General features: G+C 67.4%; 20 protein-coding genes. 11 read left to right on the top strand and 9 right to left on the bottom strand.

Going from position 1 to position 25713, the window contains the following annotated elements; all coding sequences use genetic code 11:
- Window positions 1-173: 173 nt before the first annotated feature.
- On the bottom strand, window positions 174-737 hold the full coding sequence (locus OEJ36_RS04770; RefSeq protein ID WP_021217745.1) for a helix-turn-helix domain-containing protein: 564 nt from the start codon (window positions 735-737) through the stop codon (window positions 174-176).
- A gap of 163 nt (window positions 738-900) precedes the next feature.
- On the opposite strand from OEJ36_RS04770, the gene OEJ36_RS04765 reads away from it, so the two are divergent.
- Complete coding sequence (locus tag OEJ36_RS04765) at window positions 901-2115, top strand: M24 family metallopeptidase (RefSeq protein ID WP_263400560.1); 1215 nt, start codon at window positions 901-903, stop codon at window positions 2113-2115.
- A 147-nt stretch (window positions 2116-2262) separates the two neighbouring features.
- On the opposite strand, the gene OEJ36_RS04760 is transcribed toward OEJ36_RS04765, so the two are convergent.
- The 3 genes from OEJ36_RS04760 to OEJ36_RS04750 form a co-directional block, all read right to left on the bottom strand.
- Window positions 2263-3864, bottom strand: a complete 1602-nt coding sequence (locus OEJ36_RS04760) for an ABC transporter substrate-binding protein (protein WP_263400559.1) — start codon at window positions 3862-3864, stop codon at window positions 2263-2265.
- A gap of 53 nt (window positions 3865-3917) precedes the next feature.
- Window positions 3918-5519: an ABC transporter substrate-binding protein gene (locus OEJ36_RS04755; RefSeq protein WP_263400558.1), complete on the bottom strand. Its 1602-nt coding sequence runs from the start codon at window positions 5517-5519 to the stop codon at window positions 3918-3920.
- A gap of 226 nt (window positions 5520-5745) precedes the next feature.
- A complete protein-coding gene (locus tag OEJ36_RS04750) occupies window positions 5746-6459 on the bottom strand; it encodes an SIMPL domain-containing protein (protein WP_043246084.1) in 714 nt (237 codons plus the stop codon).
- Between the two features lie 236 nt (window positions 6460-6695).
- Here OEJ36_RS04750 and OEJ36_RS04745 point away from each other — a divergent pair, with 236 nt between their 5' ends.
- The 9 genes from OEJ36_RS04745 (at window position 6696) to OEJ36_RS04705 (ending at window position 20014) form a co-directional block, all read left to right on the top strand.
- On the top strand, window positions 6696-7952 hold the full coding sequence (locus OEJ36_RS04745; RefSeq protein WP_263400557.1) for an ATP-binding protein: 1257 nt from the start codon (window positions 6696-6698) through the stop codon (window positions 7950-7952).
- 22 nt (window positions 7953-7974) lie between these two features.
- Entirely contained in the window at window positions 7975-8535 is a 561-nt protein-coding gene (locus OEJ36_RS04740; protein ID WP_021217751.1) for a response regulator transcription factor, read from the top strand.
- Window positions 8536-8760: 225 nt separating this feature from the next.
- Entirely contained in the window at window positions 8761-9702 is a 942-nt protein-coding gene (locus tag OEJ36_RS04735) for an AEC family transporter (RefSeq protein ID WP_184488673.1), read from the top strand.
- A 118-nt stretch (window positions 9703-9820) separates the two neighbouring features.
- The gene (locus OEJ36_RS04730; RefSeq protein ID WP_263400556.1) at window positions 9821-10621 is read left to right on the top strand and encodes a YfaP family protein; all 801 of its coding nucleotides are present in this window, start codon (window positions 9821-9823) and stop codon (window positions 10619-10621) included.
- A gap of 35 nt (window positions 10622-10656) precedes the next feature.
- Complete coding sequence (locus tag OEJ36_RS04725) at window positions 10657-12348, top strand: DUF2138 domain-containing protein (protein ID WP_021217754.1); 1692 nt, start codon at window positions 10657-10659, stop codon at window positions 12346-12348.
- A complete protein-coding gene (locus OEJ36_RS04720) occupies window positions 12333-12995 on the top strand; it encodes a DUF1175 domain-containing protein (protein WP_169708348.1) in 663 nt (220 codons plus the stop codon). Before OEJ36_RS04725 ends, OEJ36_RS04720 begins: the two co-directional genes overlap by 16 nt.
- Window positions 12992-17560: an alpha-2-macroglobulin family protein gene (locus OEJ36_RS04715; protein ID WP_263400555.1), complete on the top strand. Its 4569-nt coding sequence runs from the start codon at window positions 12992-12994 to the stop codon at window positions 17558-17560. Before OEJ36_RS04720 ends, OEJ36_RS04715 begins: the two co-directional genes overlap by 4 nt.
- Before the next feature lie 28 nt (window positions 17561-17588).
- The gene (locus tag OEJ36_RS04710) at window positions 17589-19208 is read left to right on the top strand and encodes a DUF2300 domain-containing protein (RefSeq protein WP_263400652.1); all 1620 of its coding nucleotides are present in this window, start codon (window positions 17589-17591) and stop codon (window positions 19206-19208) included.
- 5 nt (window positions 19209-19213) lie between these two features.
- Window positions 19214-20014 carry a YfaP family protein gene (locus OEJ36_RS04705; protein ID WP_263400554.1) on the top strand — a complete coding sequence of 267 codons (801 nt, stop codon included), beginning with the start codon at window positions 19214-19216 and terminating at the stop codon, window positions 20012-20014.
- A 346-nt stretch (window positions 20015-20360) separates the two neighbouring features.
- On the opposite strand, the gene OEJ36_RS04700 is transcribed toward OEJ36_RS04705, so the two are convergent.
- From OEJ36_RS04700 to gatC, 5 genes are all read right to left on the bottom strand, one after another.
- Window positions 20361-20747, bottom strand: a complete 387-nt coding sequence (locus OEJ36_RS04700) for a carboxymuconolactone decarboxylase family protein (RefSeq protein ID WP_021217760.1) — start codon at window positions 20745-20747, stop codon at window positions 20361-20363.
- 19 nt (window positions 20748-20766) lie between these two features.
- Window positions 20767-21150, bottom strand: a complete 384-nt coding sequence (locus tag OEJ36_RS04695; protein ID WP_021217761.1) for a septal ring lytic transglycosylase RlpA family protein — start codon at window positions 21148-21150, stop codon at window positions 20767-20769.
- A gap of 83 nt (window positions 21151-21233) precedes the next feature.
- The gene (gatB, locus tag OEJ36_RS04690; protein ID WP_263400553.1) at window positions 21234-22679 is read right to left on the bottom strand and encodes an Asp-tRNA(Asn)/Glu-tRNA(Gln) amidotransferase subunit GatB; all 1446 of its coding nucleotides are present in this window, start codon (window positions 22677-22679) and stop codon (window positions 21234-21236) included.
- 11 nt (window positions 22680-22690) lie between these two features.
- Entirely contained in the window at window positions 22691-24142 is a 1452-nt protein-coding gene (gene gatA / locus OEJ36_RS04685) for an Asp-tRNA(Asn)/Glu-tRNA(Gln) amidotransferase subunit GatA (RefSeq protein WP_263400552.1), read from the bottom strand.
- Window positions 24143-24158: 16 nt separating this feature from the next.
- Window positions 24159-24446, bottom strand: coding sequence for an Asp-tRNA(Asn)/Glu-tRNA(Gln) amidotransferase subunit GatC (gene gatC / locus OEJ36_RS04680; protein WP_021217764.1), 288 nt, complete (start codon window positions 24444-24446; stop codon window positions 24159-24161).
- Window positions 24447-24664: 218 nt separating this feature from the next.
- On the opposite strand from gatC, the gene mreB reads away from it, so the two are divergent.
- Window positions 24665-25702 (top strand): rod shape-determining protein MreB, encoded by a 1038-nt coding sequence (mreB, locus tag OEJ36_RS04675; protein WP_021217765.1) that lies wholly within the window; start codon window positions 24665-24667, stop codon window positions 25700-25702.
- Window positions 25703-25713: the final 11 nt, after the last annotated feature.

The following is a 25713-nucleotide window of genomic DNA, read 5'->3' as shown; positions in this document are numbered from 1 at the left end:
GGTGAGCCGGCCCTTTGCAGCGGTAAGCGGCGTTGCCATGGGTCCATCCCCGGCAATCAGCCGAGGCCGAAATTAAGTCATGCTGAAATTCCGGTCAATAGAAATTAAGCGCGACTAACATTGGCGCGTCACAGTCCTGTGCATGGGCGTTGCGGGAGCCCCGTGGAAAGGGCTCAGGAAGCGCTGTGGTCGTCGAACAGCGGCATGGTGGTGATGGTCAGGACCTCGGCCATTTCGCTGCCGGCATTGGCCAGGCAATGGGCCTTGCCCGCATCGAAGTGCACCGAATCGCCAGCGCTAAGAGGATATTGCCTACCCTCGATGGTGTAGATGATCTGCCCGGAAAGCACATAGGCGAACTCCGAGCCTTCGTGGGCGATGAGCTCCGACTGGTAGCCCACCGGCATGTTCATCTTCACCGCGTTGAGCAGGTTGCCGGGAAACGAGGTGGACAGGCGCTCGTAGGCCAGCGGCTGGCCCTCGATGGTGTAGCGCACGCGCTCGCCCTGGTGGGAATCGGGCTGCGGCTGGGGCGGCTGGTCGAACAGGACGTTGAGCGGAACGTTGAGGGATTTGGCGATGCTCGCCAGGGACGAGATCGACACGCCGGTGAGATTGCGCTCCGCCTGGGAGAGGAAACTGGCGGTGAGGCCGGACTCGCTCGCGACTTCGTTCAGGGTCTTCTTGGCGGCGCGTCTGTAACGGCGCAAGCGTTCTCCGATGCGATCTACGGACATGGCGAGGGCTCTTGTTGGAAGGCGGCCAGTATAACGGCACGGGGCCTGCGTGAAAGCGCCGCAGGGGGCGGATGATTTTTAAGTGGGACTGAAAATTTGTTTTGACCTCTATTTAAGCCTCACTTAAATTTCGCCGCAATTGTCGGACAAAGAGGTTTCAGCGATGACCAGGGGTGTAGGCGGAAGTACGCCGGAGCAGGCGCTCGCCGGATTGCGTGACATGACCGCCGGGAGCCGCCCCATCGGGCTGGCCGAATACCAGACCCGGATCGAGCGCGCCCAGGCCTTGATGCAGGCGCAGGGCATCGCTGTCCTGTACCTCAACGCGGGCAGCAACCTGCGTTACTTCACCGGCGTGCAATGGCACCCGAGCGAACGCCTGGTGGGTGCGCTGCTGCCGGCCAGCGGCGAGCTGGAATACATCGCCCCGGCTTTCGAGGAAGGCACGGTGCGCGACTTCCAGGTGGTCCCGGGAGCGATCCGCACCTGGCAGGAACACGAGAACCCCTATCGCCTGCTGCTGGACATGCTCGCCGGCCTGAACCTGGCCGCCGATGCCCGGGTGGCGCTGTGCCCGAGCCTGCCGTTCTTCATGTTCGACGGCATCCGCCGTGAAGGCAGCGCCTACGACTTCATCGACGGCGCCCGGGTGACCGGTCACTGCCGCCAGCGCAAGTCCGCCGCCGAGATCGCCCTGATGCAACGGGCCAAGGACATGACCCTGGAAGTGCACAAGGCCGCCGCCAGCATCCTGCGTGCCGGCATCAGCACCACCGAGGTCGAGGAGTTCATCCACCAGGCCCACCGCAAGGTCGGCGCCCCCGGCTCCTACTTCTGCATCGTGCTGTTCGGCCCCGCCAGCGCCTTCCCCCACGGCGTGCGCGAACCGCAGGTGCTCAAGGAAGGCGACATGGTGCTGGTCGACACCGGCTGCAAGCTCCACGGCTACATCTCGGACATTACCCGCAGCTACGTCTTCGGCACCCCGAGCCAACGCCAGCGCACCTTCTGGGACTTCGAAAAGGCCGCGCAACTGCACGCCTTCGATGCCGCCCGCCTCGGCGCCCCCTGCGAATCGGTGGACGCCGCCGCACGCCGCTCCCTGGAAGCCAACGGCCTGGGCCCGGACTACCAACTCCCCGGCCTGCCGCACCGCACCGGCCACGGCATCGGCCTGGACATCCACGAAGGTCCCTACCTGGTACGCGGCGACGCCACGCCCCTGGAGCCGGGGATGTGCTTCTCCAACGAGCCGATGATCTGCGTGCCCGACGAATTCGGCATCCGCCTGGAAGACCACTTCTACATGGCCGAAGACGGCCCGCGCTGGTTCACCCAGCCCAGCCATTCGATCGACGACCCGTTCGGGTTGGAATGATCCAGAAGAGCCCGCCGACAAGGCGGGCTCTTTCTTTCTGGTCGCGCCGAGTTGTAGCCCGGGCTTCAGCCCGGGAGTGCCTGCGCATGCGCTGTCGGGTTGCACCCGACCTACAGCTGCAAAGGGCTTCGCGAGCAGAGCTCGCTCCTACGGGGTGTCCGGCTTCGCCTTCAACCGCGTGGTCGAAAAGTTGTTCGACCCCAGCGGGCTCATGCGGAAGCCTTCCACCTCGGGGGTGAGGACGTTGAACAGCCTGGGGTGGGCGAGGGGGATCCAGGGGGCTTGTTCGTGGAAGATCGCCAGGGCCTGGCGGTAGAGCTGGGCGCGTGTTTCCCGGTCGTTCTCTGCGCGGGCCTGGCGGATCAGTTCGTCGAACTTCGTGTCGCACCAGCCGGCCTGGTTCTCCCCTGATTTGGCGGCGGCGCAGGAGAGGTTGGGGGTGAGGAAGTTGTCCGGGTCGCCGTTGTCGCCTACCCAGCCCATGAACACCAGGTCGTGCTCGCCGTTCTTGGCGCGCTTGATCAGCTCACCCCATTCGAAGACGCGGATGTCCGCCTGGATGCCGACGGCGGCCAGGTCGGCCTGGAGCATCTGTGCGCCGATGCCGGGGTTGGGGTTGGTGGGGCCGCCGCCGGGGCGGGTCCAGATGGACAGCTTGAGGCCCTTGCCGTGGCCGGCTTCGGCCAGCAGTTGGCGGGCGCGCTCGGGGTCGTGGGGCCAGGGGTCGAGGTCGCTGTTGTAGCCCAGCAGGGTGGCGGGGTAGGGGTTGACCGCGGCGCTGGCGGCGCCTTCGCCGTACTGGGCGCGGATGTAGGACTTCTTGTCGAAGGCGAGGTTGATCGCCTGGCGCACGCGCACGTCGTCCAGCGGTGGGTGGCGGGTGTTGAGGGCGACGTAGGCGACCATCAGTGCGTCCTGCTCCACCAGCTTCACGCCGGGAGCGCCGCGCAGGGCGGGCACGTCGGTGGGCTTGGGGTAGAGGGCCACCTGGCAGGCACCGGCGCGCAGTTGCTGGATGCGCACGTTCGGGTCGGGGGTGATGGCCAGCAGCAGACGGTCGCTGGGCGGCTTGCCGTTCCAGTAGTCGGGGTTGGCGAAGAAACGCACCTGGGCGTCCTTGGCGTAGCGTTGGAAGACGAAGGGCCCGGTGCCCACCGGCTGGCTGTTGAGGGCGTCGGGGGTGCCGGCGGCCAGCAGCTTGGCGGCGTATTCGGCGGAGTAGATGGAGGTGAAGCCCATGGCCAGGTCGGCGAGGAAGGGCGCCTCGGGGTGGCGCAGGACGAAGCGTACGCGGTGGTCGTCGAGCTTCTCGATGCGCTCGATCAGCTGGGCGAAGGCCATGGATTCGGCATAGGGGAAGCCCCGTGGCGAGAGGCCGTGCCAGGGGTGCTTGGGGTCGAGCTGGCGCTGGAAGCTCCAGAGCACGTCGTTGGCATTGAATTCGCGGCTGGGGGTGAACCAGGGCGTGGTGTGGAACTTCACCCCGCGGCGCAGCTGGAAGTCGTAGGTGAGGCCGTCCGCGCTGATGTCCCAGCGCTCGGCGAGGCTGGGCTGCAGGCGGGTGCTGCCGGGGGCGAACTGCACCAGGCGGTCGAACAGCGTTTCGGCGGCGGCATCACCCGTGGTGGCGGCGGTGTACTGGACGATGTCGAAGCCTTCGGGGCTGGCTTCCGTGCACACCACCAGGGAGCTGGCGGCGTTGCAGGCGAGGGGCAGGAGCAGGGCGAGGGACGACAGGCATCGGCGCATGGTGCTTCCCTTCGGGGTGGAGGGGCGGGGCCGGGCGGCCCCGCCGACAGGGCTTACTTCTCGACGCTGACGCCGTAGAAGGAGTTGAGGCCGAAGGGGCTGATGCGGAAGTCCTTCACCGTCTTGCTCATGGGTTGGTTGACGGTGGAGTGGGCGATCGGGGTGATCGGCACTTCGCGCTTGAGGATCTGCTGGGCTTCCTTGTAGAGGGCGGTGCGCTTGTCCTTGTCGGTGACCGCCTTGCCTTCCTTGATCAGCTTGTCGTAGCCCTTGTCGCACCAGCGCGAGTAGTTGTTGCCGCCGATGGCGTCGCAGCCGTAGAGCACGCCGAGCCAGTTGTCCGGGTCACCGTTGTCGCCGGTCCAGCCGATCAGCAGGGCGTCGTGCTCGCCGGCCTTGGCGCGCTTGTTGTACTCGCCCCATTCGTAGGAAACGATCTTGGCCTTGATGCCGATCTTGGCCCAGTCGGCCTGGAGCATCTCGGCCATCAGCTTGGCGTTGGGGTTGTAGGGGCGCTGCACCGGCATGGCCCAGAGGGTGATCTCGGTGCCTTCGGCGACGCCGGCGGCCTTGAGCAGGGCCTTGGCCTTCTCGGGGTCGTAGGCCGGGTCCTTGATGCTGTCGTCATAGGACCACTGGGTCGGCGGCATGCCATTGGTGGCGAGCTGGCCGGAGCCCTGGTAGACGGCCTTGATGATGGCCGGCTTGTTCACCGCCATGTCCAGCGCCTGGCGCACTTCGAGCTTGTCGAAGGGTTTGTGCTCCATGTTGTAGGCGATGTAGCCGACGTTGAAACCGGCCTGCTGGGGAACGTCGAGCTTGGGGTCCTTGCGCATGGCGTCGAGGTCGGCCGGGCGCGGGTAGGCGGTGATCTGGCATTCGCCGGCCTTGAGCTTCTGGTAGCGCACCGAGGCGTCGGAGTTGATGGCGAAGATCAGGTTGTCGATCTTCACGTCCTCGGGCTTCCAGTAGTCCTTGTTGCCCTTGTAGCGGATCTGCGCGTCCTTCTGGTAGCGGCTGAAGACGAAGGGGCCGGTGCCGATGGGCTTCTGGTTGAGGTCGGCGGCCTTGCCGGCCTTGAGCAACTGGTCGGCGTATTCGGCCGAGTGGATGGAGGCGAAGCTCATGGCCATGTTCTGGATGAAGGCCGCGTCCACGGTGTTGAGGGTGAAACGCACGGTGTGCGCGTCGAGCTTCTCCAGCTTGGCGATGTTGGCGTCCATGCCCATGTCGGTGAAGTAGGGGAATTCGGTGGGGTACGCCTTGCGGAAGGGGTGGTCCTTGTCGAGCATGCGCTGGAAGGTGAAGAGCACGTCGTCGGCGTTGAATTCGCGGGTCGGCTTGAAGTAGTCGGTGCTGTGGAACTTCACGCCGGCGCGTAGGTGGAAGGTGTAGGTCAGGCCGTCATCGGAGATGTCCCACTTCTCCGCCAGGCCGGGTTCGACTGCGGTGCCGCCACGCTCGAACTGGGTGAGGCGGTTGAACACGGCTTCGGCGCCCGCGTCGAAGTCGGTGCCGGTGGTGTACTGGCCGGGGTCGAAGCCCGCCGGGCTGCCTTCGGAACAGAAAACCAGGTTGCTGGCGGCGCTGGCGAACGGTGCGGCGGCGATCAGGCCGGCGGCGAGCAGCGCTTGGATGACGGCGTTTTTACGCATTTTGACCTCATGTCTTGTTGTGGTTGTCATCGTGAGGGGTCCCTTCGTGAGGGACCTTGCAAGAACCTATGCACGGCACATGCCTGAGGCAAGCCGAGGGCAGGGGAGAGTGTAGAAGCTGTGACGAAGGTGTAAGGCGGTGTCGCAAATATGAAAAAGCGGTGGCGCGTGGATGACCCGTTGATAAAAGGGAGCCGCGCCGTTGCAGCGCGGCCCCCGCCCTCGATCAGGGCATCTGCACCTCGATGACGCCGTCGGCATTGACGGTCACGCGGCTGGTGCCGGCTTCGACTTCTGGTGCCGGGGCGCTGTCGTACATCGACGATTTGGCGGCCATGGCGCGCATCATCACCGGCTGCGGCTGGAAGCCGGCGCTGTTCAGGTTGAGGCTGACCAGCTTGTAGCCGCTGCCGCCGAGGGCTTCGGTGGCCAGTTGGGCGCGGGCCTTGAAAGCGTCCACGGCCTGCTTGATCAGGGCGTCTTCGTTCTTCTTGCGGGTCGGGTCGGCGATGCTGAAGTCCATGCCGCCCATCTTCAGGCTGCCCATCAGGTCGGCGCTGAGTTGGGAGAGGGTGGCGAAGTCCGGGCTTTCCAGGCGCAGTTCGGCGCGCTCGCGCCAGCCGGTGATCTTCTGGCCCTTGTCGTCGTAGACCGGGTAGCTGTTGCGGCTGCCCAGGCTCACCGATACGCCGTTGGTGGCGCGGGCCTTCTCCACCGCCGCGTTGATGGTGCGGGTGATCTCGGCGGCGAGCTTGGCCGGGTCGGCGCTCTGGGATTCGCTGTAGAGGGTCACGTGCATCAGGTCGTGGGCCACTTCCTGGCTGACCTCGGCGCGCAGCGCCACCTGGTTGTAGCGGGCGTCTTCGGCCTGGGCGGAGAGGCTGCCGAAGGTCGCGGCGCACAGGGTGATGGCGGCGGCGAGGCGGGTGATGGCTTGCATAACGGCTCCTTGTGAGAGGCAGTGGGTGCACGGATTGTGCAGCAGTCCCGAGGTTAGACGCAGGTCCGCTGCGAACGGGGTTAAGACCCGGAAGATTTTTTTGCGTTCCGGTCGGGCGCTGCCAAAGGGCGACCCGTCGTCGGCCGACGAAAGGCGCGCGACGATGCGGCGAGTTGACGCATATCAGCGGAGCGCGCGGCGCCTTGGTTATACTCCGCCGACGCCCTGGAGTACCCATGCTCGCACCCTTGCAATTGTTATCCGCCAGCCGGCAGAACCTGCTGCGCCTGACCTTCATCCGCATCCTCGTGCTGGCCGCCCAGGCCGGTTCGGTGGGGCTCGCCTACAAGGCCCAGCTGCTGCAACTGCCCTGGCTGGAGCTGTCGGTGACCCTCGGTGTTTCCCTGGTCCTGTGCCTGAGCACCGCCCTGCGCCTGCGCGGGCCCTGGCCGGTCACCGAGCTGGAATACTCGGTGCAGCTGGCCTGCGACCTGGTTATCCACAGCGTGCTGCTCTATTACTCGGGCGGCTCGACCAACCCCTTCGTTTCCTACTACCTGGTGCCGCTGACCATCGCTGCCGCCACGCTGCCCTGGCTCTACACCCTGGTGCTGGCGGGCATGGCGCTGGCTGCCTACACCCTGCTGCTGGTGTGGTTCCATCCGCTGGAGATGCCGGTGGCCCAGCGCGAGGCGCTGCTGATCTACGGCATGTGGCTGAGCTTCGCCCTGGCCGCCGCGATGATCACCTTCTTCGCCGCGCGGATGACCGAGGAGCTGCGCCGCCAGGACCAGCTGCAGTCGGTGCGCCGGGAAGAGGGCATGCGTGACCAGCAACTGCTGGCCGTGGCCACCCAGGCCGCCGGTGCCGCCCATGAACTGGGCACGCCGCTGGCGACTATGAGCGTGCTGCTCAAGGAACTGCGTCGGGAGTATGGCGATAAGCCCTCCCTGCAGGAGGACCTGGCCCTGCTGCAGGAGCAGGTGCGCCTGTGCAAGGACACCCTGCAACAGCTGGTGCGTGCCGCCGAGGCGGATCGACGCCAGGCAGTGGTGGAGCAGTCGGCCGTGGAGTGGCTGGAGGTGACCCTCAACCGCTGGCACCTGATGCGCCCCGAGGCCACCTATCGCTACCAGTGCCTGGGCATCGGCCTGCCGCCGCGGCTGATGCCGCCGGCCGACTTGACCCAGGCCCTGCTCAACCTGTTGAACAACGCCGCCGATGCCTGCCCGGACAAGCTCGACATCCGCCTCAACTGGGATCCCCAGTGGGTGGTGCTGAGCATCCGCGACCAGGGCGCCGGCGTGCCCCTGGCCATCGCCGAGCAGCTCGGCCGGCCCTTCTTCACCACCAAGGGCAAGGGCTTCGGCCTCGGCCTGTTCCTCAGCCAGGCCAGCGTTACCCGCGCCGGCGGAACCGTGAAACTGTACAACCATGAAGATGGCGGTACGCTCACCGAGTTGCGCCTGCCGCGAGGCTACGGCGTTGCCTGAGCTGAACCCGCGAGGAGTTGAAATGAGCGATGAACCCCTGATCGAAGGCGAAGAGCAGCCCCACCTCCTGCTGGTGGACGACGACACCACCTTCACCCGCGTCATGGCGCGTGCCATGAGCCGCCGCGGCCTGCGGGTCTCGGTCGCCGGCTCGGCCGAAGAAGGCCTGGTCGTGGCCAAGGACGACCTGCCCGATTACGCGGTGCTCGACCTGAAGATGGATGGCGACTCCGGCCTGGTGCTGCTGCCCAAGCTGCTGGAGCTGGACCCGGAGATGCGCGTGGTGATCCTCACCGGCTATTCGAGCATCGCCACCGCCGTGGAAGCCATCAAGCGCGGTGCCACCAACTACCTGTGCAAGCCGGCCGACGCCGATGACGTGCTGACCGCGCTGCTGTCCCAGCATGCCGACCTGGACACCCTGGTGCCGGAAAACCCCATGTCGGTGGACCGCCTGCAGTGGGAGCACATTCAGCGCGTGCTGGCCGAGCACGACGGCAATATCTCCGCCACCGCCCGCGCCCTGGGCATGCACCGTCGCACCTTGCAGCGCAAGCTGCAGAAGCGCCCGGTCCGCCGCTGAGCCTTCCACCTGGCAGCGGGGATCTTTGGTGCCCCGGTCCGGTAGGGGCGACTTCAGTCGCCAAGCGGCGCATGGTGCCGCCACCCTTCATTCGCGCCAGCCTCTCTATGGAGCTGGCGCGAAACCATCCGGTTTTTCTCCCCCTGAAAGCTTCACGAAAGCCACTTCCCGTCTCGACTTGGTTATCCTTAGCCGCCTAACTATCCCCGCGCGCCAGGCCTTTCCATGTTCGCCGTCGTTCAGCAAATCATCGGCATCACCGCGCCGGTCTTTTCCATGCTTTTCCTCGGCGTTCTGCTGCGTCGCCTGCGCTGGATCGATGCGCCCTTCATCGATACCGCGTCCTCGCTGGTGTTCCGCGGCACCATGCCGACCATGCTGTTCCTCGCCATCGTCCAGGCCGACCTGCGCACGGCGCTGCAGCCACGGCTGATCGGCTATTTCGTCCTGGCCACGCTGGTGTGCTTCGGCCTGGCCTGGCTCTGGGCGATCTGGCGGGTGCCGAAGGCGGACCGCGGCGTCTATACCCAGGGCGCCTTCCGCGGCAACAACGGCATCATCGGCCTGGCCCTGGCCACCAGCATGTACGGCGACTACGGGCTCTCGGTGGGCGGGGTGCTCGGGGGCGTGGTGATCCTCTGCTACAACACCCTGTCCTCGGTGGTGCTGGCCATCTACGCACCCAACGCCAAGACCGACCCCTGGAGCCTGTTCAAGAGCATCCTCTGCAACCCGCTGATCATCGGCGTGCTGGCGGCCATCCCGGTGGCCTACCTGCAATTGCCGCTGCCGGCCTGGGTGGTCACCTCCGGCGAGTACTTCGCCCAGATGACCCTGCCCCTGGCGCTGATCTGCATCGGCGGCACCCTGTCCCTGGCTTCCCTGCGCGCGAGCGGGCCGATGGCGCTGAGCGCCAGCCTGATGAAGATGGTCTGGCTGCCCCTGGTGGCCACGCTCGGCGCCTGGGCCTGCGGCTTCCGCAACGCCGAGCTGGCGATCCTCTTCCTGTATTTCGCCAGCCCCACGGCGGCGGCCAGCTTCGTCATGGCACGTGCGGTGAACGGTAACCATGAGCTGGCGGCGGCGATCATCGTGGTGACCACCCTGGCGGCGGTGGTCACCACCAACATCGGCCTGCTGACGTTGCAGCTGATGGGGCTGATCTAGCTTTCCGAGGTTAGATGTTTCAAATTGTGAGGAACTTCCGACTCCTCATCGCCCCGGATTGCGCGGCTCCCCCCTCAGGCTCTAGCATCACCGCCTTTGCGCCGTTAAAGGATTAAACATGCGCGCCCCCCTCCTGCTCTGCCTGACGCTCCTGGCCTCCCTGGCCTCCCTGGCCCAGGCTGCCGAACCGTCTGCGACGCTGGAGGGGCCGACTGCCGGCTGGCGCTACGCCGGGCTGCTGGACCGCAGCGAGAACCCCGCCGTCGCCTACCCCACGCCGCCCATCGACCGTGGTGGCCAGCGCAACCGCACCCTTATCGAAGGCCGCCTGGCCAACATCGGCCAGGTGCGCCAGCCGCACCGCCTGGTGGTCAACGGCAACCCGCTGCCTCTCTACACCGACGACCAGGGCCGCTTCGTCCGCCCCTATGCCTTCGGCGCCGGCTCCAACGGCGTGGAAGTGGTATCCGGCGACGGCAAATCCCTTCGCCGCGTGCAGTTCTACGAAGCCAACACCCATCGCACCCCGGCGCGCCTGCGCGTGGTGCTCGGCTGGGACGACCCCAAGGCCGAGCTCGACCTGCACATCGTCACCCCCGACGGCCAGCACGCCTTCTGGGCGGACCCGGTGATGAGCAACGGCGGCGGCCTGGACACCGACAGCGTCGATGGTCCCGGCCCCGAGATGTTCACCATGACCGCGCCGCTGCACGGCACCTACCTGGTGTACGTGAACTACTGGGGCAACCTGGGCGCCGGCGGCTACAACTTCGATGCCGGCAGCAACCAGAACGAGGTGATCACCTCGCAGATCAGCCTGGTGTTCAACGAGAACACCGTGAACGAGAAGCGCGAGACCTTCATCGTCCCGCTGCGCGCCATCGGCGAGCTGCTGCTCGTCAAATCCTTCAATTTCTGATGTCCCGACGCTTGGATGAACTGGGGTTATTCGACATGAGCCAGACCACCACACCCGAACCGGCCCGCCGCCCGGCCCTGGCACGCCATCCGCGCGTGCTCGCCGCCGGCCTGCTGCTGCCGCTGGCCGCCTTCGGCCTGCTGGGCGGGTGCTCCAAGGAACCGCCGCGCGAGCTGGCCGAGAAGAGCGCCCTGGGCCTCGACCTCAAGCGCCCCGACGCTCTGATCGAGAGCGTCTCGCTGAGCCGCCTGCCCAAGGACATCCTCGCCGTGCCGCTGCTGCGCGACACCCTGACCGAGGACTTCGTCTTCTACTACCAGGACAACGCCGACCGCCTCGGGCTGTCCGGCAGCCTGCGCCGGATCATCTACGAGCGTGACCTCAAGCTGCAGGACACGCTGCTGGACGAGCTGCTCGACCAGCCCGCCGAAGTCGCCCTGTGGCGCGGTGCCGACGGCAAGCTCAAGCACGTGCTGCTGACCATCGAGCGTGGTGGCCTGGCGCGGGTGCTGGAGCCCCTGGCCCACATCGCCCTCGACGACAGCCAACTGAGCCAGGCCGGCGAACTGCGTGTGGACGGCGACTCCGTGCCGCTCTACCGCCTGAGCTACCTGGGCGACCGCTCCGTGCTGCTGGCCAGCCACGGCGACAAGCTGCTGGTGCTGTCCAGCCCCGGCATGCTGATGGACGAGGCCGGCCAACTGGCCAAGGACGCCACCGAGTCGGTGGAATCCCTGCTCGACGGCGAGAATCCCTTCCCCGAGCGCTTCGGCCTCGACGCGCGCGGCACCGAGCAGCAGCGCATCGCCCTGTCCGGAGAGTACGTCGCCTTCGGCTACCAGCGCTTCTTCCCGTCCTTCGCCGGGCTGCGTTTCGAGATGGACGACAAGGGCTGGCACAGCTACGTCGCCCTCAACGAGATCGATGACCAGCCGGCCTTCGACTTCACGCCCATCTGGAAGGCCATGCCCATGGGCGCCAGTGCCTGCGTGGCCCTGCCGGTGGCCCCGGGTGTGCCCGGCAAGCTGCTGGACCGCGTCGGCGCCGGCAAGGACGTTGCCGCCGAGCTGGAAAAACGCCTCAACGGCGCGGCCGGCCTGTGCTGGTACGCCGAGTCGCGCCTGCACTCGCCGCTGTTGGTCACCCAGCTGGGCGAGGCGGCCACGCCTGAACTGGATACCGCCATCGAAGGCCTGTTCGGCTCGGTGATCGGCGCCTACGAGCCCTATGTCGAAGGCGGCCGCTTCCCGGTGGACGACCAGACCAATGGCCAGACCCGCCGCTGGACCCGCGACGTCGGCTCCAACTTCGGCCAGTACCCGGCCAGCGAGAACGCCAACCCGGACGCCCTGGGCTCCAGTGGCTTCTTCCGCGTGAGCCTGGCGCGCCATGGCGACACCCTGCTGTTCTCCCTCGACGACAAGCTGGTGACCAAGGGTCTGGATACCCTCGACAAGCGCTTCCCGCCGCTGGCCGAGACCCTGCCCAAGGACGCCCTGGTGCCGGCCTTCATGGCCCCGGACGGCCTGTCCAAGCTGCTCGAGCGCGAGACCCTCGACAGCCTGCCGAGCAACTACGAGCCGGTGTTCCGCAATGCTGCCGAAACCCACCTGCTGCCCAAGCTGCGGGCCCTCGGTGGCCACGGCAAGTACGCCCTGGCGCTGCCCGAAGGCACCAAGGCCGGTTCCGACTGGCAATGGCTGCCGCTGGAATGGCGCCCGCTGTGACCCGCACCCTGGCCCGCCTGCCGCTGGGCTTCGCCGCGCTGTTGATGGCGTGGAGCCTGGCCCTGCGCGCCGAAGACGTTCCCGCCCTGGACGCCGAGCAGTCCCAGGTGTTCCGCGCCTGGTTCGTGCGCATCGCCCAGGAGCAGCTGCGCCAGGGGCCGAGCCCGCGCTGGCACCAGCAGGACTGCGCCGGCCTGGTGCGCTTCGCCGCCAACGAGGCGCTCAAGCCCCATGACGGCAAGTGGCTGCGTGCCAATGGCCTGTCCAACCGCTACCTGCCGCCGGAGCTGGACCTCAGCGAAGGCCAGCGCCGGCTGGCGCAGACCTGGCAGCAGGGCGGCGGCAAGGTCGGGCCCTATGTGAATGCCATCAAGCTGATCCAGTACAACAGCCGGTTCGCCGGCCGTGACCTCAACCAGGCGCGGCCCGGCGACCTGATCTTCTTCGACCAGGGCGACGAGCAGCACCTGATGATCTGGATGGGCCGCGACATCGCGTACCACACCGGAACCACCACGCCGACCGATAACGGCATGCGCTCCGTGAGCCTGCAACAACTCATGACATGGAAGGACACCCGATGGATCCCCGACGAATCCAACCCCAACTTTATCGGCATCTATCGGCTGCACTTCCTCTCCCGATGACTGCCGCCCGCCTGCTGCGCCGCGCCGCCTCCCTGTCGGCGGCGGCCCTGCTCGCCCTGGCCTTGCCCTTCGGCAGCGCCCAGGCCGAGGACGAGGTGCCGTCCAGCGGCTACACGCCGCTCGCGGGGGAATCCTTCTTCCTGCTCTCCGACAGCAGCTTCGCCGCCGACGAGGTGGCCAAGGTGCGCCTCGAAGCGCCGGGCCGCGACTACCGCCGCTACCGCATGGAAGGTTACGGCGGCGTCGACGTGCGGGTGTACCGCATCGACAACCCGCTGGACTTCCTCAAGCGCCAGAAGAACCTGCACCGCGTGGTCGCCGAGGGCGACTTCAAGGGCGAGGGCCTGTCCAACACCCTCGGCTACCTGTGGGACAACTGGTACCGCAAGTCGCGGCGGGTGATGCAGCGCGCCTTCTCCTACGAGTCGCGCAAGCAGGTCACCGAGGAAGCCCCCGAGCTGAAGATGGGCGATGCCATTCGCCAGCCCACCGAGTTCACCCCGCAGGTGCAGTACGCCCCCATGAAGGGCCTGCCCCTGGTCTCGCAGTTCCGCTACCCGCTGTGGGAAGCCAAGCCCATCGAGCCGCCGAAGGGCGTCGAGCTGGCCGGCTCCTCCAGCCAGTTCACCAGCACCCAGCCGGGCAACGTCTACATCCCCCTGGGCAAGCTCAAGCCGGGTCTGTACCTGGCCGAAGCCATCGTCGGCAAGTACCGCGCCACCACAGTGGTATTCGTCTCCAACACCGTCGCCGTGAGCAAGATCACCGGCGGCGAGCTGCTGGTATGGACCGCGCGCAAGCATGAAGGCACCCCGGTCGCCGGGGCCAAGGTGCTGTGGACCGATGGCCTGGGCGTGATGACCAGCGGCAGCACCGATGCCGAAGGCCTGCTGCGCCTCGGCCATGCCAGCCCGGAGCGCTCCTACGTGCTGGGCGAGGACGCCGAAGGCGGCGTGTTCGTCTCCGAGAACTTCTATTACGACAGCGAGATCTACGACACCAAGCTCTACGCCTTCACCGACCGCCCGCTGTACCGTCCGGGCGATTGGGTGGAAGTGAAGATCGTCGGCCGCGAGTTCAAGAACGCCCGTGACTCGGTGGCGCCCGGCGCCGCACCGGTCAAGCTCGCCGTGCTGGACGCCAACGGCACCCAGCTGCAGACCCTGGACCTGAAGCTGGAATCCAGCTCCGGCACCGCCGGCCGCTTCCAGCTGCCGCAGAACGCCGTGGCCGGTGGCTACGAGCTGCGCTTTACCTACCGCGACCAGATCTACAGCAGCGCCTTCCGCGTCGCCGACTACATCAAGCCGCACTTCGAGGTGTCGCTGGACCTGGCCAAGCCTGACTTCCGCACCGGCGAGACGATCAAGGGCGCCCTGGTGCTGCTCTACCCGGACGGCAAGCCGGTGGTCAACGCCAATGTGCAGCTGAGCCTGCGCGCCCAGCAGCTGTCGATGATCGACAACGAACTGCAGTACCTCGGCCAGTTCCCCGTTGAGCTGACCAGCAGCGAGCTGTCCACCGATGACAAGGGCCGTGCCGAGTTCGACCTGCCGGCCGCGGAGAAGCCCAGCCGCTACCTGCTCACCGTGTTCGCCAGCGATGGCGCCGCGTACCGGGTCAAGACCAGCAAGGAAATCCTCATCGAGCGCGGCGCCGCCCGCTACGTCCTGAGCGCCCCGCAGCGCTTCAGCAGCACCGGTGAATCAGTGCGCTTCACCTACCGCAGCGAACGCCCCACCGAGCTGAAGCCGGCGCGTTACGACTGGGTGCGCCTGGAGGACCAGAGCACCCACAGCGGCAGTCTGTCCGCCGGTGACGAGGGCTTCGACCTCAAGTTCGAGCGCCCTGGCACCTACAGCATCACCCTCAAGGACGAGCACGACCTGATCCTCGGCGCCACCGGCCACTCGGTGAGCGGCGAGGGCGTCAAGTCCGTGGCTGGCACCATCGAGATCGTGCTGGACAAGGCCGAGTACCAGGCCGGTGACGAGGCCCTGGCCCTGATCACCTTCCCCGAGCCGGTGAGCGATGCGCTGCTGACCCTGGAGCGCGACAAGGTCGAGGCCACCGCGCTGCTGTCCAAGGGCGCCAGCTGGCTGAAGCTGGAGCGCCTGTCCGACACCCAGTACCGCGCGCGCATCCCGGTGGGCGAGACCTTCTCGCCGAACATCACCTTCTCCGCGCTCTACACCCGTGGCGGCGACTACAGCTTCCAGAACGCCGGCATCAAGGTGGCGACGCCGCAGATCGACATCCAGATCGTCGCCGACAAGGAAACCGCGCGCCCCGGCGACATGGTCACCGTCGAGCTGACCACCCGCTACGCCGGTAAGCCGACCGCCTCGCGCCTCACCGTCAGCGTGGTGGACGAGATGATCTACGCGCTGCAGCCGGAGATCGCCCCGGGCATCGACCAGTTCTTCTACCACCCGCGCCGCAACAACGTGCGCACCAACGCCAGCCTGTCGTTCATCGCCTACGACCTGGCCCTGCCCGGCACGCCCAGCGCCCCGGGCCGCGCCAACCGCAGCGACCGTGGCGTCAAGGTGCTGGAGCGTCCGCGCCGCGAGGAAGTGGACACCGCCTCCTGGCAGCCGGACCTGGTCACCGATGCCGACGGCAAGGCTCGCTTCAGCTTCCGCATGCCTGACTCGCTGACCCGCTGGCGCATCACTGCCCGCGCCGTCAACGCCGATGGCCAGGTCGGCCAGAAGCGCCAGTTCGTGCGTTCCGAGAAACCGCTGTACCTGAAATGGAGCGGCCCGGCCACCTACCGTGGCGGCGACAAACCGGCCCTCGGCCTGTTCGCCTTCAACCAGGGCGAGGCCGCGACCAAGGCCGAGCTGGTGACCCGCTACAACGGCCAGGAACAGCGCACCCCGGTGGAACTGGCCAAGGGCATCAACTACCTGCCCCTGGCCGAGACCGCCCTGGTGAATGGCGACTTCCACGCCGAGCTGGTACAGGACGGCCAGGCCGTCGACGCCCTGGACGTCGCCCTGCACCTGGCCGCCAGCGGCTGGCAGAGCGCCCAGGCGAAGACCGTCGTCGCCTACGCCGGCAAGACCGAACTGGGCCTGCCGGCTGACGCCAGCGCCATCCGCCTGCGTCTCGACGACAGTGGCCGCTCCCTGTTCAAGGGCGCCCTGGACGACCTGCTCGGCTACCCCTACGGCGGCGTCGAGCAGACCGCCAGCCGCCTGCTTCCGCTGGCCCTGGCCTACCCGACCCTGGCCCAGGGCGAGCCGCGCGTGCGCGACCGCCTGCGCCTGATCATGCAGAACAGCCGCCTGCGCCTGGTGCAGATGGCCGGCCCCGAAGCGTCCTTCACCTGGTGGGGCGACGAGGCGGATGCCGATGCCTTCCTCACCGCCTACGCCTACTACGCCGACTGGTACGCCAGCCGCGCCCTGGAAGTGCAACTGCCGGCGGAACACTGGCAGCGCGTGCTGGACGTCTACGCCGCCCAGGCGCCGACCACGCCGTTGCTGCAACGTGCGCTGATCCTCGGCTTCGCCCGCGAGATGCAGCTGCCGGTCAATACCCTGATGGAAGGCCTGATGGCCGACCTGGCCGCCGCCGGGGAGGGCAGCGACCAGGCCCTGTCGGACGACGGCAGCCAGAGCCTGGTGATGACCGCGCCGGATTCGGCCCTGGGCCTTGCCGCCGCGCGGGTACTCACCGTCGGCCTGGCGCGCCAGGTGCAGGTCCAGGTGCCGGACGCACTGGCCGCCCAGGTCGGCGCCGCCCGCGAGCGCCTGGCCGCCAGCCAGCAGCCCTTTGGCGAGGCCATCGGCCTGTACGTCAACGGTGCCGACCGCGAACGCGCCGCCGCGCTGCTCAAGCGCCTGGCACCCGGCCAGGCCACCCTGGAACGCGCCCTGGCGCTGACCTGGCTGCAGCGTTCCCTCGGCCAGGACAGCGAAGACATCGTCCTCAAGCCCCAGGGCGACTGGCACGCGGCCGAAGGCACCAGTGGCGAAGGCTACTGGCTGTGGCAAGGCCAGGGCGTGCCGAGCGAGCTGGAACTGCCGGCCGACCTGCCGCATCCGGTGGACGTGCGCCTGGACTTCAATAGCGCCCAGGCCACCCCGGCGAAGCTGGACGTGGAGATTTCCCGCCGCCTGCTGCGCCTGGTCCCCAGCGATGAGGCCTTCAACTTCACCGCCGAGGAGGTGAAGCCGGAAGACATCTCCAGCGACGACCTCTACCTGGACACCATCGTGCTCACCAGCAAGGGCGAACGCGCGCTGCGCTACGGCATGCTGGAAGTGCCGCTGCCGCCGGGCGCCGATGTCGAGCGCACCACCTGGGGCATCAAGATCTCCGGCCTGGGTGGCGAAGAAGCCGAAACCCTGGAGCGTGCGCGCAACGAGCCGGGCCAGCTGCTCTACGCAGTGCCGGTGGACAGCCTGCAAGGCAGCGTGGTGCTGCAACACCTGGTGCGCTTCTCGCAGAAAGGTTCCTTCGAACTGCCGCCGGCCCGCTACCAGCGCCTCTACGCTCCCCAGGAGCAGGCGCTGGAGAGCGAACCTGCGCTCGGACGGATCAAGGTTGACTAGGACGCGACACCTGGCCGGGGCCCTGCTGATGCTGGCGGCCCCGTTGCTTCACGCGGGCGAGGCGCCTTTGAACCTCGCCTGGCGTGGGCCCCAGGGCAATGAGCTGCTGCAGCTGGACCGCAGCCGGGTGCTTACGCGCGGGCCGCTGCCCGCCGAGCACCAGACGCCCCTGGGCAGCCTGTGGAAACTGTTCGTCTACGCCTACCTCGTGGATAACGCGCGCCCCGACCCCGGCTACCAATGCAAGGGCCAGGACCGCGACGAGGTCTATTGCTGCAACCCCGGCGAGCGCATCGACCGGGACCAGGCGCTGGTGAAGTCCTGCGGCCTGTACTTCTCATCCCCCGAACTGCACCTCGACCCCGCCGACTGGTCGCGCTACTGGCATGAGCGCCAGGGTGCCGGCTGGCTGCAGCGGCTGGACCAGCTGCAGCCCCAGGCCCGGGTGCCGGTGGGCGAGCTGCTGGACGAACTGGCCCACCTGCCGGCCCAGGCCCAGGCGCGCCAGGTGCTGCTCGACGTGCCCTTGGCGGCGCCCGATTCCGCCGCCCTTGGCGCTCTCGGTGGCCGCCTGCGGGCCAAGACCTGGAGCTGGCTGGCCGATGGCGATGCCCAGGCGCGCCAGGGCGGTTTCGCCGGCTGGCTGGCCGATGGCACGCCGATCTGGGCCGGCGGCCCGGGTACCAGCCAGCGGGTGCTCAAGGATTACGCCGAGATACTCGGGCAGACACTGCCCACCACCTGGCCGGCGGAAACCGGCGCCTGCGTCGAAGTGGACCTGTTCACCCGCTACCCGGTGCGCCAGGTACGCCGCGAGGGGCAGGCCGCCGCCGTGGCGCCGGGCATGCTGCGTGGGCGCTACGAGGTGGAGTTCGTCAACGGCAACCGGTTGTCCGTCGAGAGCGACGGCGAGCTGTTCCTCGAACAGCAGGATGACGGCCTGCGCCTCACCGCCCACCTGCAGCGCGAGGACTATGTGGCCCGCGTGCTGCAACGCGAAGCCTCGGCACAGCCGGCTGAGGCGGCCAAGGCCCTGGCCGTGGCCATTCGCAGCTACCTGCAGCAGAACGCCGGCCGCCGTGGCGACTGCCTGACCATCGATGACAGCAGCGCCAGCCAGCGCGTGGCGCCGCGCCCGGCCACCGCCGAGGCTCGCGCCATCGCCGCCTGGACCGCCGACCTGGTACTGGCCGGCAGCCCGGTGACCTACCACAGCGACAAGCCGGGGCCCGATCGCCTGGCCTGGCAACAGGCGGTGCAGCAGGCCGGCGATGGCCTGCGCTACGACGCCATCCTCGCCCGCGCCTTTCCCCGTGCCAGCCTCAGCCGCTGGGACAAGCCCGTGGCCGCCTGCCAGGCGCTGCCCAATGCCGAGGAGTGGCTGCGCACGCAGCTCCGCGGCTGGCGCGCGACCCTGGACGCCGAGCCCGGCTATGACGAGATCCAGCAATTCGCCGTATGCCGCCTGGCCTCCGGCAAACCCCATGTCGACCGTGAGCGGCGGCGCATCTTCGTGCGTGGCCTGTTCTCCCTGCAGGACCGCCTCGACCTGACCCACGAATACCTGCACCTGGCCTTTGAAGCCCACCCCAACGGCCAGGACGAAGACTACGTCGAACGCCTCGCCCGCCACCTGTTACTGGAATGACCCCCATGCGCCTGCGCCCCGGATACCTCGCCCCCTTGCTTCTCAGCCTGATCCCCCTGGCCGCCAGTGCCGAGGTGCGCCTCGACACGCCCCGTGGCGGCTGGCGCCAAGGCAGCGGCGACGGCGAGCACTTCATGCAGCAGGTGAACTACCCGGCATCCTCGGTGAACGTCGCCGAGGACCAGGCCGACACCGCGCGGATCAAGGGCGCGATCACGGGCCTGGCCAAGGCTCCGCAGGGCCCGGGCCGGCTGGTGGTCAACGGCATCGACATGCCGCTGAAGATCAACGAGGACGGCGGCTTCGACCGTCCCTTCGTGTTCCCGGGGGGCAGCAACAGCGTCGAGGTGCGCAGCCCCGACGGCCAGCAGAAGCACCGCGTGCAGTTCTACAGCCTCGGTCGCGGCGGGGCTTCGGCACGCCTGCGGGTGGTGCTGTCCTGGGACAGCGACAACACCGACCTCGACCTGCACCTGGTGACCCCGGATGGCGGCCACGTCTGGTACGGCGAGCGCTCCCTGGCCAACGGCGCGGCCCTGGACGTGGACGTAACCACCGGCTACGGCCCGGAAATGATCGCCACGCCGACCCCGCTCAAGGGCCAGTACCTGGTCTATGTGAACTACTACGGCGGTGGTTACCGCAGCGAAGAGGACGGCAGCAGCTCGCCGGGCCAGGCGCTGACCATCGGCCAGATCACCGTGATCAGCGAAGAGGGCACGGCCAACGAGAAGCAGCAGAGCTTCCTCGTGCCCATGCGCCAGCCGGGGGAGCTGACCCTGGTGAAGAGCTTCAGTTATCCCTGATCGATAGAGGCTTGGCGGCGCGCCGCTTGGCGCATGAATTCGCCCCTACATTTGCCCGCATTGCTTGGACTTGACCGTTGCGTAGGGTGGGCTTCAGCCCACCGAAACCCAATGAGCGCACTCTTCCAAACCAAGCGAAGAAGGTTGGGCTGCGACCAAGGTTCCTTCCAGAAGGCTTCAGCAGGCCTCGATGATCAGCCAGGCGCCGGAGAGGCGGTGGGCTGAAGCGGCGCGCCGCCCGGCCCACGAAGAGCATCGCGAATGAATTCCACACAGCCCCGCGCAGCGACATCGAGCCGCGCATCGTTGGGCCTCGCTGCGCTCGGCGCCAACCTACAGGCGCTAATCAGGCCTTCTGGTCGGCCTGCCAGGTGTCGATGATTTCCTGGGCGGCGCGGAAGGCGTCGATGGCGGCGGGGACGCCGGCGTAGACGGCGCAGTGCAGCAGCGCTTCGCGGATTTCTTCCACGGTGCAGCCGTTGTTCAGCGCGCCGCGCACGTGGCCCTTGAGCTCCTGGGGGCATTTCAGGGCGGTGAGGGCGGCGAGGGTGATCAGGCTGCGGGTCTTGCGGTCCAGGCCTTCACGGTTCCAGACGCCGCCCCAGGCGTGTTCGTTGACGAACTCCTGCAGCGGCTGGGTGAATTCGGTGGCATTGCCCAGGGCGCGGTCGACGAAGGCGTCGCCCATGACTTCGCGGCGGACCTGGACGCCGGGTTTGCGTGTTTCGCTCATAGCGGTTTCCTGCTTGGGTTCATCTGAGGCTTTCGACGCGCACCGGCACCACGCCCGAGCGGATCATGCCCAGCTCTTCGGCGGCCTTTTTCGAGACGTCGATGATCCGCGTGCGGGCATAGGGGCCGCGATCGTTGATGCGCAGTACCACGCTGCGGTCGTTGTCGAGGTTGGTGACCTTGACCCGGGTGCCGAAGGGCAGGGTGCGGTGGGCGGCGGTCAGGGCGTTCTGGTCGAAGCGTTCGCCGCTGGCAGTCTTCTGGCCGTGGTGGCGGGCGCCATAGAAGGAGGCGCGGCCCTCGGCGCGGTAGTCGCCCGGGGTTTCGCTGTCGCGTTCGAAGGGGATGTAGGAGCAGCCGGTCAACAGGCCGGAGAAAGCGAGAAGGCAGAGCAGTCGCTGCATGGCGTCACCTGATGGAGGCGAAACGTTCTTGTGCCCTGTCACTGTCCGGTGGGCCCCGTGCGGGGCCCACCGGTTTAGCAGGCTCAGCCTTCGAGTTTCTTCTTCAGCAGTTCGTTCACTTGGGCCGGGTTGGCCTTGCCCTTGGCCGCTTTCATGGCCTGGCCGACGAAGAAGCCGAACATCTTGCCGCGCTTGGCTTCATCGCTGGCGCGGTACTGCTCGACCTGTTCGGCGTTGGCGGCGAGCACCTCGTCGAGCAGCGTTTCCACGGCGCCGCTGTCGGTGTTCTGCACCAGGTCGCGGGCCTTGATGATGGCGTCGGGGGAGCCTTCACCTTCGGCCATGGCGGCGAACACGGTCTTCGCGGCCTTGCCGTTGATGGTGCCGTCCTTCAGGCGCAGGATCATGGTGCCCAGGTACTCGGCGGACACCGGCGATTGCTCGATCTCCAGGCCGTCCTTGTTGAGCAGGCTGGAGAGCTCGCCCATCACCCAGTTGGCGGCCAGCTTGGCGTCGCCGCAGGTGCTTTGCACGGCTTCGAAGTAGTCGGCCATCTCGCGACTGGCGGAGAGCACGCTGGCGTCGTACGCGGAGAGGCCGAACTGGCTCTCGAAACGCTCGCGCTTCTGCACCGGCAGTTCCGGCAGCTGGGCGCGCACTTCGTCGAGGAAGCCCTTCTCGATCACCACCGGCAGCAGGTCGGGGCAGGGGAAGTAACGGTAGTCGTTGGCTTCTTCCTTGCTGCGCATGGAGCGGGTTTCGTTGGCGGCCACGTCGTAGAGCACGGTTTCCTGGACGATCTTGCGGCCGGATTCCAGCTCGTCGATCTGCCAGGCGATCTCGGTGTTGATGGCGCGCTCGATGAACTTGAACGAGTTGACGTTCTTGATCTCGCGGCGGGTGCCGAACTCGACCTGGCCCTTGGGGCGGACCGAGACGTTGCAGTCGCAGCGCAGCGAGCCTTCGGCCATGTTGCCGTCGCAGATGCCGAGGTAGCGGACCAGGGCGTGGATGGCCTTGGCGTAGGCCACGGCTTCCTTGGCGCTGCGCATCTCCGGCTCGGAAACGATTTCCAGCAGCGGGGTGCCGGCACGGTTGAGGTCGATGCCGGTCATGCCGTGGAAGTCTTCGTGCAGGCTCTTGCCGGCGTCCTCTTCGAGGTGCGCGCGGGTGATGCCGATGCGGCGGGTGGTGCCGTCGTCCAGGGTGATGTCCAGGTGGCCCTTGCCAACGATGGGCAGGTCCATCTGGCTGGTCTGGTAGCCCTTGGGCAGGTCCGGGTAGAAGTAGTTCTTGCGGGCGAAGACGTTGCGCTCGCCGATCTCGGCGTCGATGGCCAGGCCGAATTTCACAGCCATGCGCACGGCTTCGGCGTTGAGCACCGGCAGCACGCCGGGCATGCCGAGGTCAACCAGGCTGGCCTGGGTGTTGGGCTCGGCGCCGAAGGTGGTGGCGCTGGCGGAGAAGATCTTCGATTGGGTGCTGAGCTGTGCGTGGATTTCCAGCCCGATCACGGTTTCCCATTGCATGTGTGTCGTCCTCAGAATCCGGCCGGGGCCTGTTTGTGCCAGTCGGTGACCTGCTGGTACTGGTGGGCCACGTTGAGCAGGCGTCCTTCCTGGAAGTAGGGTGCGAGCAGCTGCACGCCCACCGGCAGGCCGTCGACGAAGCCGGCGGGCATGGACAGGCCGGGCAGGCCGGCGAGGTTGGCGGTGATGGTGTAGATGTCTTCGAGGTACTGGGCGACCGGGTCGTTGTTCTTCTCGCCGAGTTTCCAGGCCGGGTTGGGCGTGGTCGGGCCGAGGATCAGGTCGACGCCCTCGAAGGCTTTGACGAAGTCGTTCTTGATCAGGCGACGGATCTTCTGCGCCTTCAGGTAGTAGGCGTCGTAGTAGCCGGCGGAGAGCGCGTAGGTGCCGACCATGATGCGGCGCTTCACTTCGCTGCCGAAGCCTTCCTCGCGGGAGCGCTTGTACAGGTCGGTGAGGTCCTTGGGCGCATCGCAGCGGTAGCCGAAGCGCACGCCGTCGAAGCGCGAGAGGTTGGAGCTGGCCTCGGCCGGGGCGATCACGTAGTAGGCGGGGATGGCGTGCTGCATGTTGGGCAGCGAGACGTCCTTGACGGTGGCGCCGAGCTTCTTCAGCTCGTCGACCACGGCCATCACGGCGGCGCCGATGCGCGCGTCGAGGCCGCTGCCGAAGTACTCCTTGGGCAGGCCGATGCGCAGGCCGGCGAGGGGCTGGGCCAGGGCGGCGAGGTAGTCGTCCACCGGGGCGTCGACGCTGGTGCTGTCCTTGGGATCGAAGCCGGCCATGGCGCCCAGGAGCAGGGCGCAGTCCTCGGCGGTGCGGGCCAGCGGGCCGGCCTGATCGAGGCTGGAGGCGTAGGCGATCATGCCCCAGCGCGACACGCGGCCGTAGGTGGGCTTGATGCCGGTGAGGTTGGTGAAGGCAGCGGGCTGGCGGATCGAGCCGCCGGTGTCGGTACCGGTGGTGCCGGGCACCAGGCGCGCGGCGACGGCCGCGGCGGAACCGCCGGAGGAGCCGCCGGGCACGCGGTCGAGCGCCCAGGGGTTCTTCACTGCGCCGTAGTAGCTGGATTCGCTGGCGGAGCCCATGGCGAACTCGTCCATGTTCAGCTTGCCGAGGCTGACGGTGCCGGCGGCCTTGAGCTTCTCGACCACGGTGGCGTCATAGGGGGCGGTGAAGTTGTCGAGCATCTTCGAACCGCAGCTGGTGCGTACGCCCTGGGTGCAGAACAGGTCCTTGTGGGCGATGGGCGCGCCGAGCAGGGCGCCGTTCTCGCCGGCGGCACGACGGGCGTCGGCGGCACGGGCCTGTTCCAGCGCCTGGTCGGCGGTGACGGTGACGAAGCTGTTGAGTTGCGGGTCGAGGGCCTGGATGCGCGCCAGCAGGGCGCCGCTCAGTTCCTCGGAGGAGAATTCCTTGGCGGCCAGCGCACGGGCGATCTCGGCCAGGGTCAATTGATGCATGCTGTAACCCTTTTCCTTAGTCGATGACTTTAGGCACGAGGTAGAGGCCGTTCTCGACGGCCGGCGCGATGGCCTGGTAGGCGTCGCGGTGGTTCTCCTCGGTCACTTCGTCCGCGCGCAGGCGCTGGGTGGCTTCGAGGGGGTGGGCCAGCGGCTCGATGCCGTCGGTGTCCACGGCCTGCATCGCGTCGATCAGGCCGAGGATGTTGTTGAGGGTCTCGGTGGTACGCGGGATATCGCCGTCGTTCAGGCCCAGGCGGGCGAGATGGGCGATCTTTTCCACGTCGGAGCGTTCAAGCGCCATCGGGTTCTCCAACTGAGGTGCGGTCAGCGCAGTGCTTGGGACCGTGCGGGAAGGGCGCCGGGAACGGCACCGCGAACGGGCGGTCAAAGGCCGCGATGATGGGCCCAGAGGCCCGGAAAAACCGGCAATTTAACATATCGGCGCCTTGCCCAAAATCCCTGTCGTTGTTAGAGTTTGCCGCACTTTTTTACCCACGCGTTGCCTAGGGTCCCTCTCCCATGTTCAAGAAACTGCGTGGCATGTTTTCCAGCGATCTTTCGATCGACCTGGGCACTGCCAATACCCTGATTTATGTGCGCGAGCGCGGCATCGTCCTGAACGAGCCGTCCGTGGTCGCCATTCGTAACCACGGCAACCAGAAGAGTGTCGTGGCCGTCGGTACCGAGGCCAAGCGCATGCTCGGTCGTACTCCCGGCAACATTTCCGCCATCCGCCCGATGAAAGACGGCGTGATCGCCGACTTCAGCGTCTGCGAGAAGATGCTGCAGTACTTCATCAACAAGGTGCACGAGAACAGCTTCCTGCAGCCCAGCCCCCGTGTGCTGATCTGCGTTCCCTGCAAGTCCACCCAGGTCGAGCGTCGCGCCATCCGCGAATCCGCCCTGGGCGCCGGCGCCCGTGAAGTCTTCCTGATCGAAGAACCCATGGCCGCGGCCATCGGTGCCGGCCTGCCGGTCGAAGAGGCCCGTGGCTCCATGGTCGTCGACATCGGCGGTGGTACCACCGAGATCGCCCTGATCTCCCTCAACGGCGTGGTCTACGCCGAATCCGTACGTGTTGGCGGCGACCGTTTCGACGAGTCCATCGTTACCTACGTGCGCCGCAACTACGGCAGCCTGATCGGTGAATCCACCGCTGAGCGCATCAAGCAGGAAATCGGCACCGCCTTCCCGGGTGGCGAAGTCCGCGAGATCGACGTCCGTGGCCGCAACCTGGCCGAAGGCGTACCGCGCAGCTTCACCCTGAACTCCAACGAGGTTCTGGAAGCGCTGCAGGAATCCCTGGCGACCATCGTCCAGGCGGTCAAGAGCGCCCTGGAACAGTCCCCGCCGGAGCTGGCTTCCGACATCGCCGAGCGCGGCCTGGTGCTGACCGGTGGTGGCGCGCTGCTGCGCGATCTCGACAAGCTCCTGTCCCAGGAAACCGGCCTGCCGGTGATCGTCGCCGAGGACCCGCTGACCTGCGTGGCTCGTGGTGGTGGTCGCGCCCTGGAAATGATGGATCGTCACGCAATGGACCTGCTCTCCACCGAGTAAGGTTGGAGAGC

The sequence above is a fragment of the Pseudomonas sp. PDM13 genome (genome assembly GCF_025685765.1).
Classification (GTDB): Bacteria; Pseudomonadota; Gammaproteobacteria; order Pseudomonadales; family Pseudomonadaceae; genus Metapseudomonas; species Metapseudomonas solani.
This window is presented reverse-complemented; position numbering and strand designations above follow the sequence as displayed.

What these genes read in the sequence shown, in the direction of transcription:
- gatA (WP_263400552.1), bottom strand. Translation starts at nt 24,142, where the DNA reads ATGCATCAATTGACCCTGGCCGAGATCGCCCGTGCGCTGGCCGCCAAG.
- gatB (WP_263400553.1), bottom strand. Translation starts at nt 22,679, where the DNA reads ATGCAATGGGAAACCGTGATCGGGCTGGAAATCCACGCACAGCTCAGC.
- OEJ36_RS04745 (WP_263400557.1), top strand. Translation starts at nt 6,696, where the DNA reads ATGCTCGCACCCTTGCAATTGTTATCCGCCAGCCGGCAGAACCTGCTG.
- OEJ36_RS04750 (WP_043246084.1), bottom strand. Translation starts at nt 6,459, where the DNA reads ATGCAAGCCATCACCCGCCTCGCCGCCGCCATCACCCTGTGCGCCGCG.
- gatC (WP_021217764.1), bottom strand. Translation starts at nt 24,446, where the DNA reads ATGGCGCTTGAACGCTCCGACGTGGAAAAGATCGCCCATCTCGCCCGC.
- OEJ36_RS04735 (WP_184488673.1), top strand. Translation starts at nt 8,761, where the DNA reads ATGTTCGCCGTCGTTCAGCAAATCATCGGCATCACCGCGCCGGTCTTT.
- OEJ36_RS04760 (WP_263400559.1), bottom strand. Translation starts at nt 3,864, where the DNA reads ATGCGCCGATGCCTGTCGTCCCTCGCCCTGCTCCTGCCCCTCGCCTGC.
- OEJ36_RS04770 (WP_021217745.1), bottom strand. Translation starts at nt 737, where the DNA reads ATGTCCGTAGATCGCATCGGAGAACGCTTGCGCCGTTACAGACGCGCC.
- OEJ36_RS04705 (WP_263400554.1), top strand. Translation starts at nt 19,214, where the DNA reads ATGCGCCTGCGCCCCGGATACCTCGCCCCCTTGCTTCTCAGCCTGATC.
- mreB (WP_021217765.1), top strand. Translation starts at nt 24,665, where the DNA reads ATGTTCAAGAAACTGCGTGGCATGTTTTCCAGCGATCTTTCGATCGAC.
- OEJ36_RS04730 (WP_263400556.1), top strand. Translation starts at nt 9,821, where the DNA reads ATGCGCGCCCCCCTCCTGCTCTGCCTGACGCTCCTGGCCTCCCTGGCC.
- OEJ36_RS04755 (WP_263400558.1), bottom strand. Translation starts at nt 5,519, where the DNA reads ATGCGTAAAAACGCCGTCATCCAAGCGCTGCTCGCCGCCGGCCTGATC.
- OEJ36_RS04710 (WP_263400652.1), top strand. Translation starts at nt 17,589, where the DNA reads ATGCTGGCGGCCCCGTTGCTTCACGCGGGCGAGGCGCCTTTGAACCTC.
- OEJ36_RS04765 (WP_263400560.1), top strand. Translation starts at nt 901, where the DNA reads ATGACCAGGGGTGTAGGCGGAAGTACGCCGGAGCAGGCGCTCGCCGGA.
- OEJ36_RS04700 (WP_021217760.1), bottom strand. Translation starts at nt 20,747, where the DNA reads ATGAGCGAAACACGCAAACCCGGCGTCCAGGTCCGCCGCGAAGTCATG.
- OEJ36_RS04740 (WP_021217751.1), top strand. Translation starts at nt 7,975, where the DNA reads ATGAGCGATGAACCCCTGATCGAAGGCGAAGAGCAGCCCCACCTCCTG.
- OEJ36_RS04715 (WP_263400555.1), top strand. Translation starts at nt 12,992, where the DNA reads ATGACTGCCGCCCGCCTGCTGCGCCGCGCCGCCTCCCTGTCGGCGGCG.
- OEJ36_RS04695 (WP_021217761.1), bottom strand. Translation starts at nt 21,150, where the DNA reads ATGCAGCGACTGCTCTGCCTTCTCGCTTTCTCCGGCCTGTTGACCGGC.
- OEJ36_RS04725 (WP_021217754.1), top strand. Translation starts at nt 10,657, where the DNA reads ATGAGCCAGACCACCACACCCGAACCGGCCCGCCGCCCGGCCCTGGCA.
- OEJ36_RS04720 (WP_169708348.1), top strand. Translation starts at nt 12,333, where the DNA reads ATGGCGCCCGCTGTGACCCGCACCCTGGCCCGCCTGCCGCTGGGCTTC.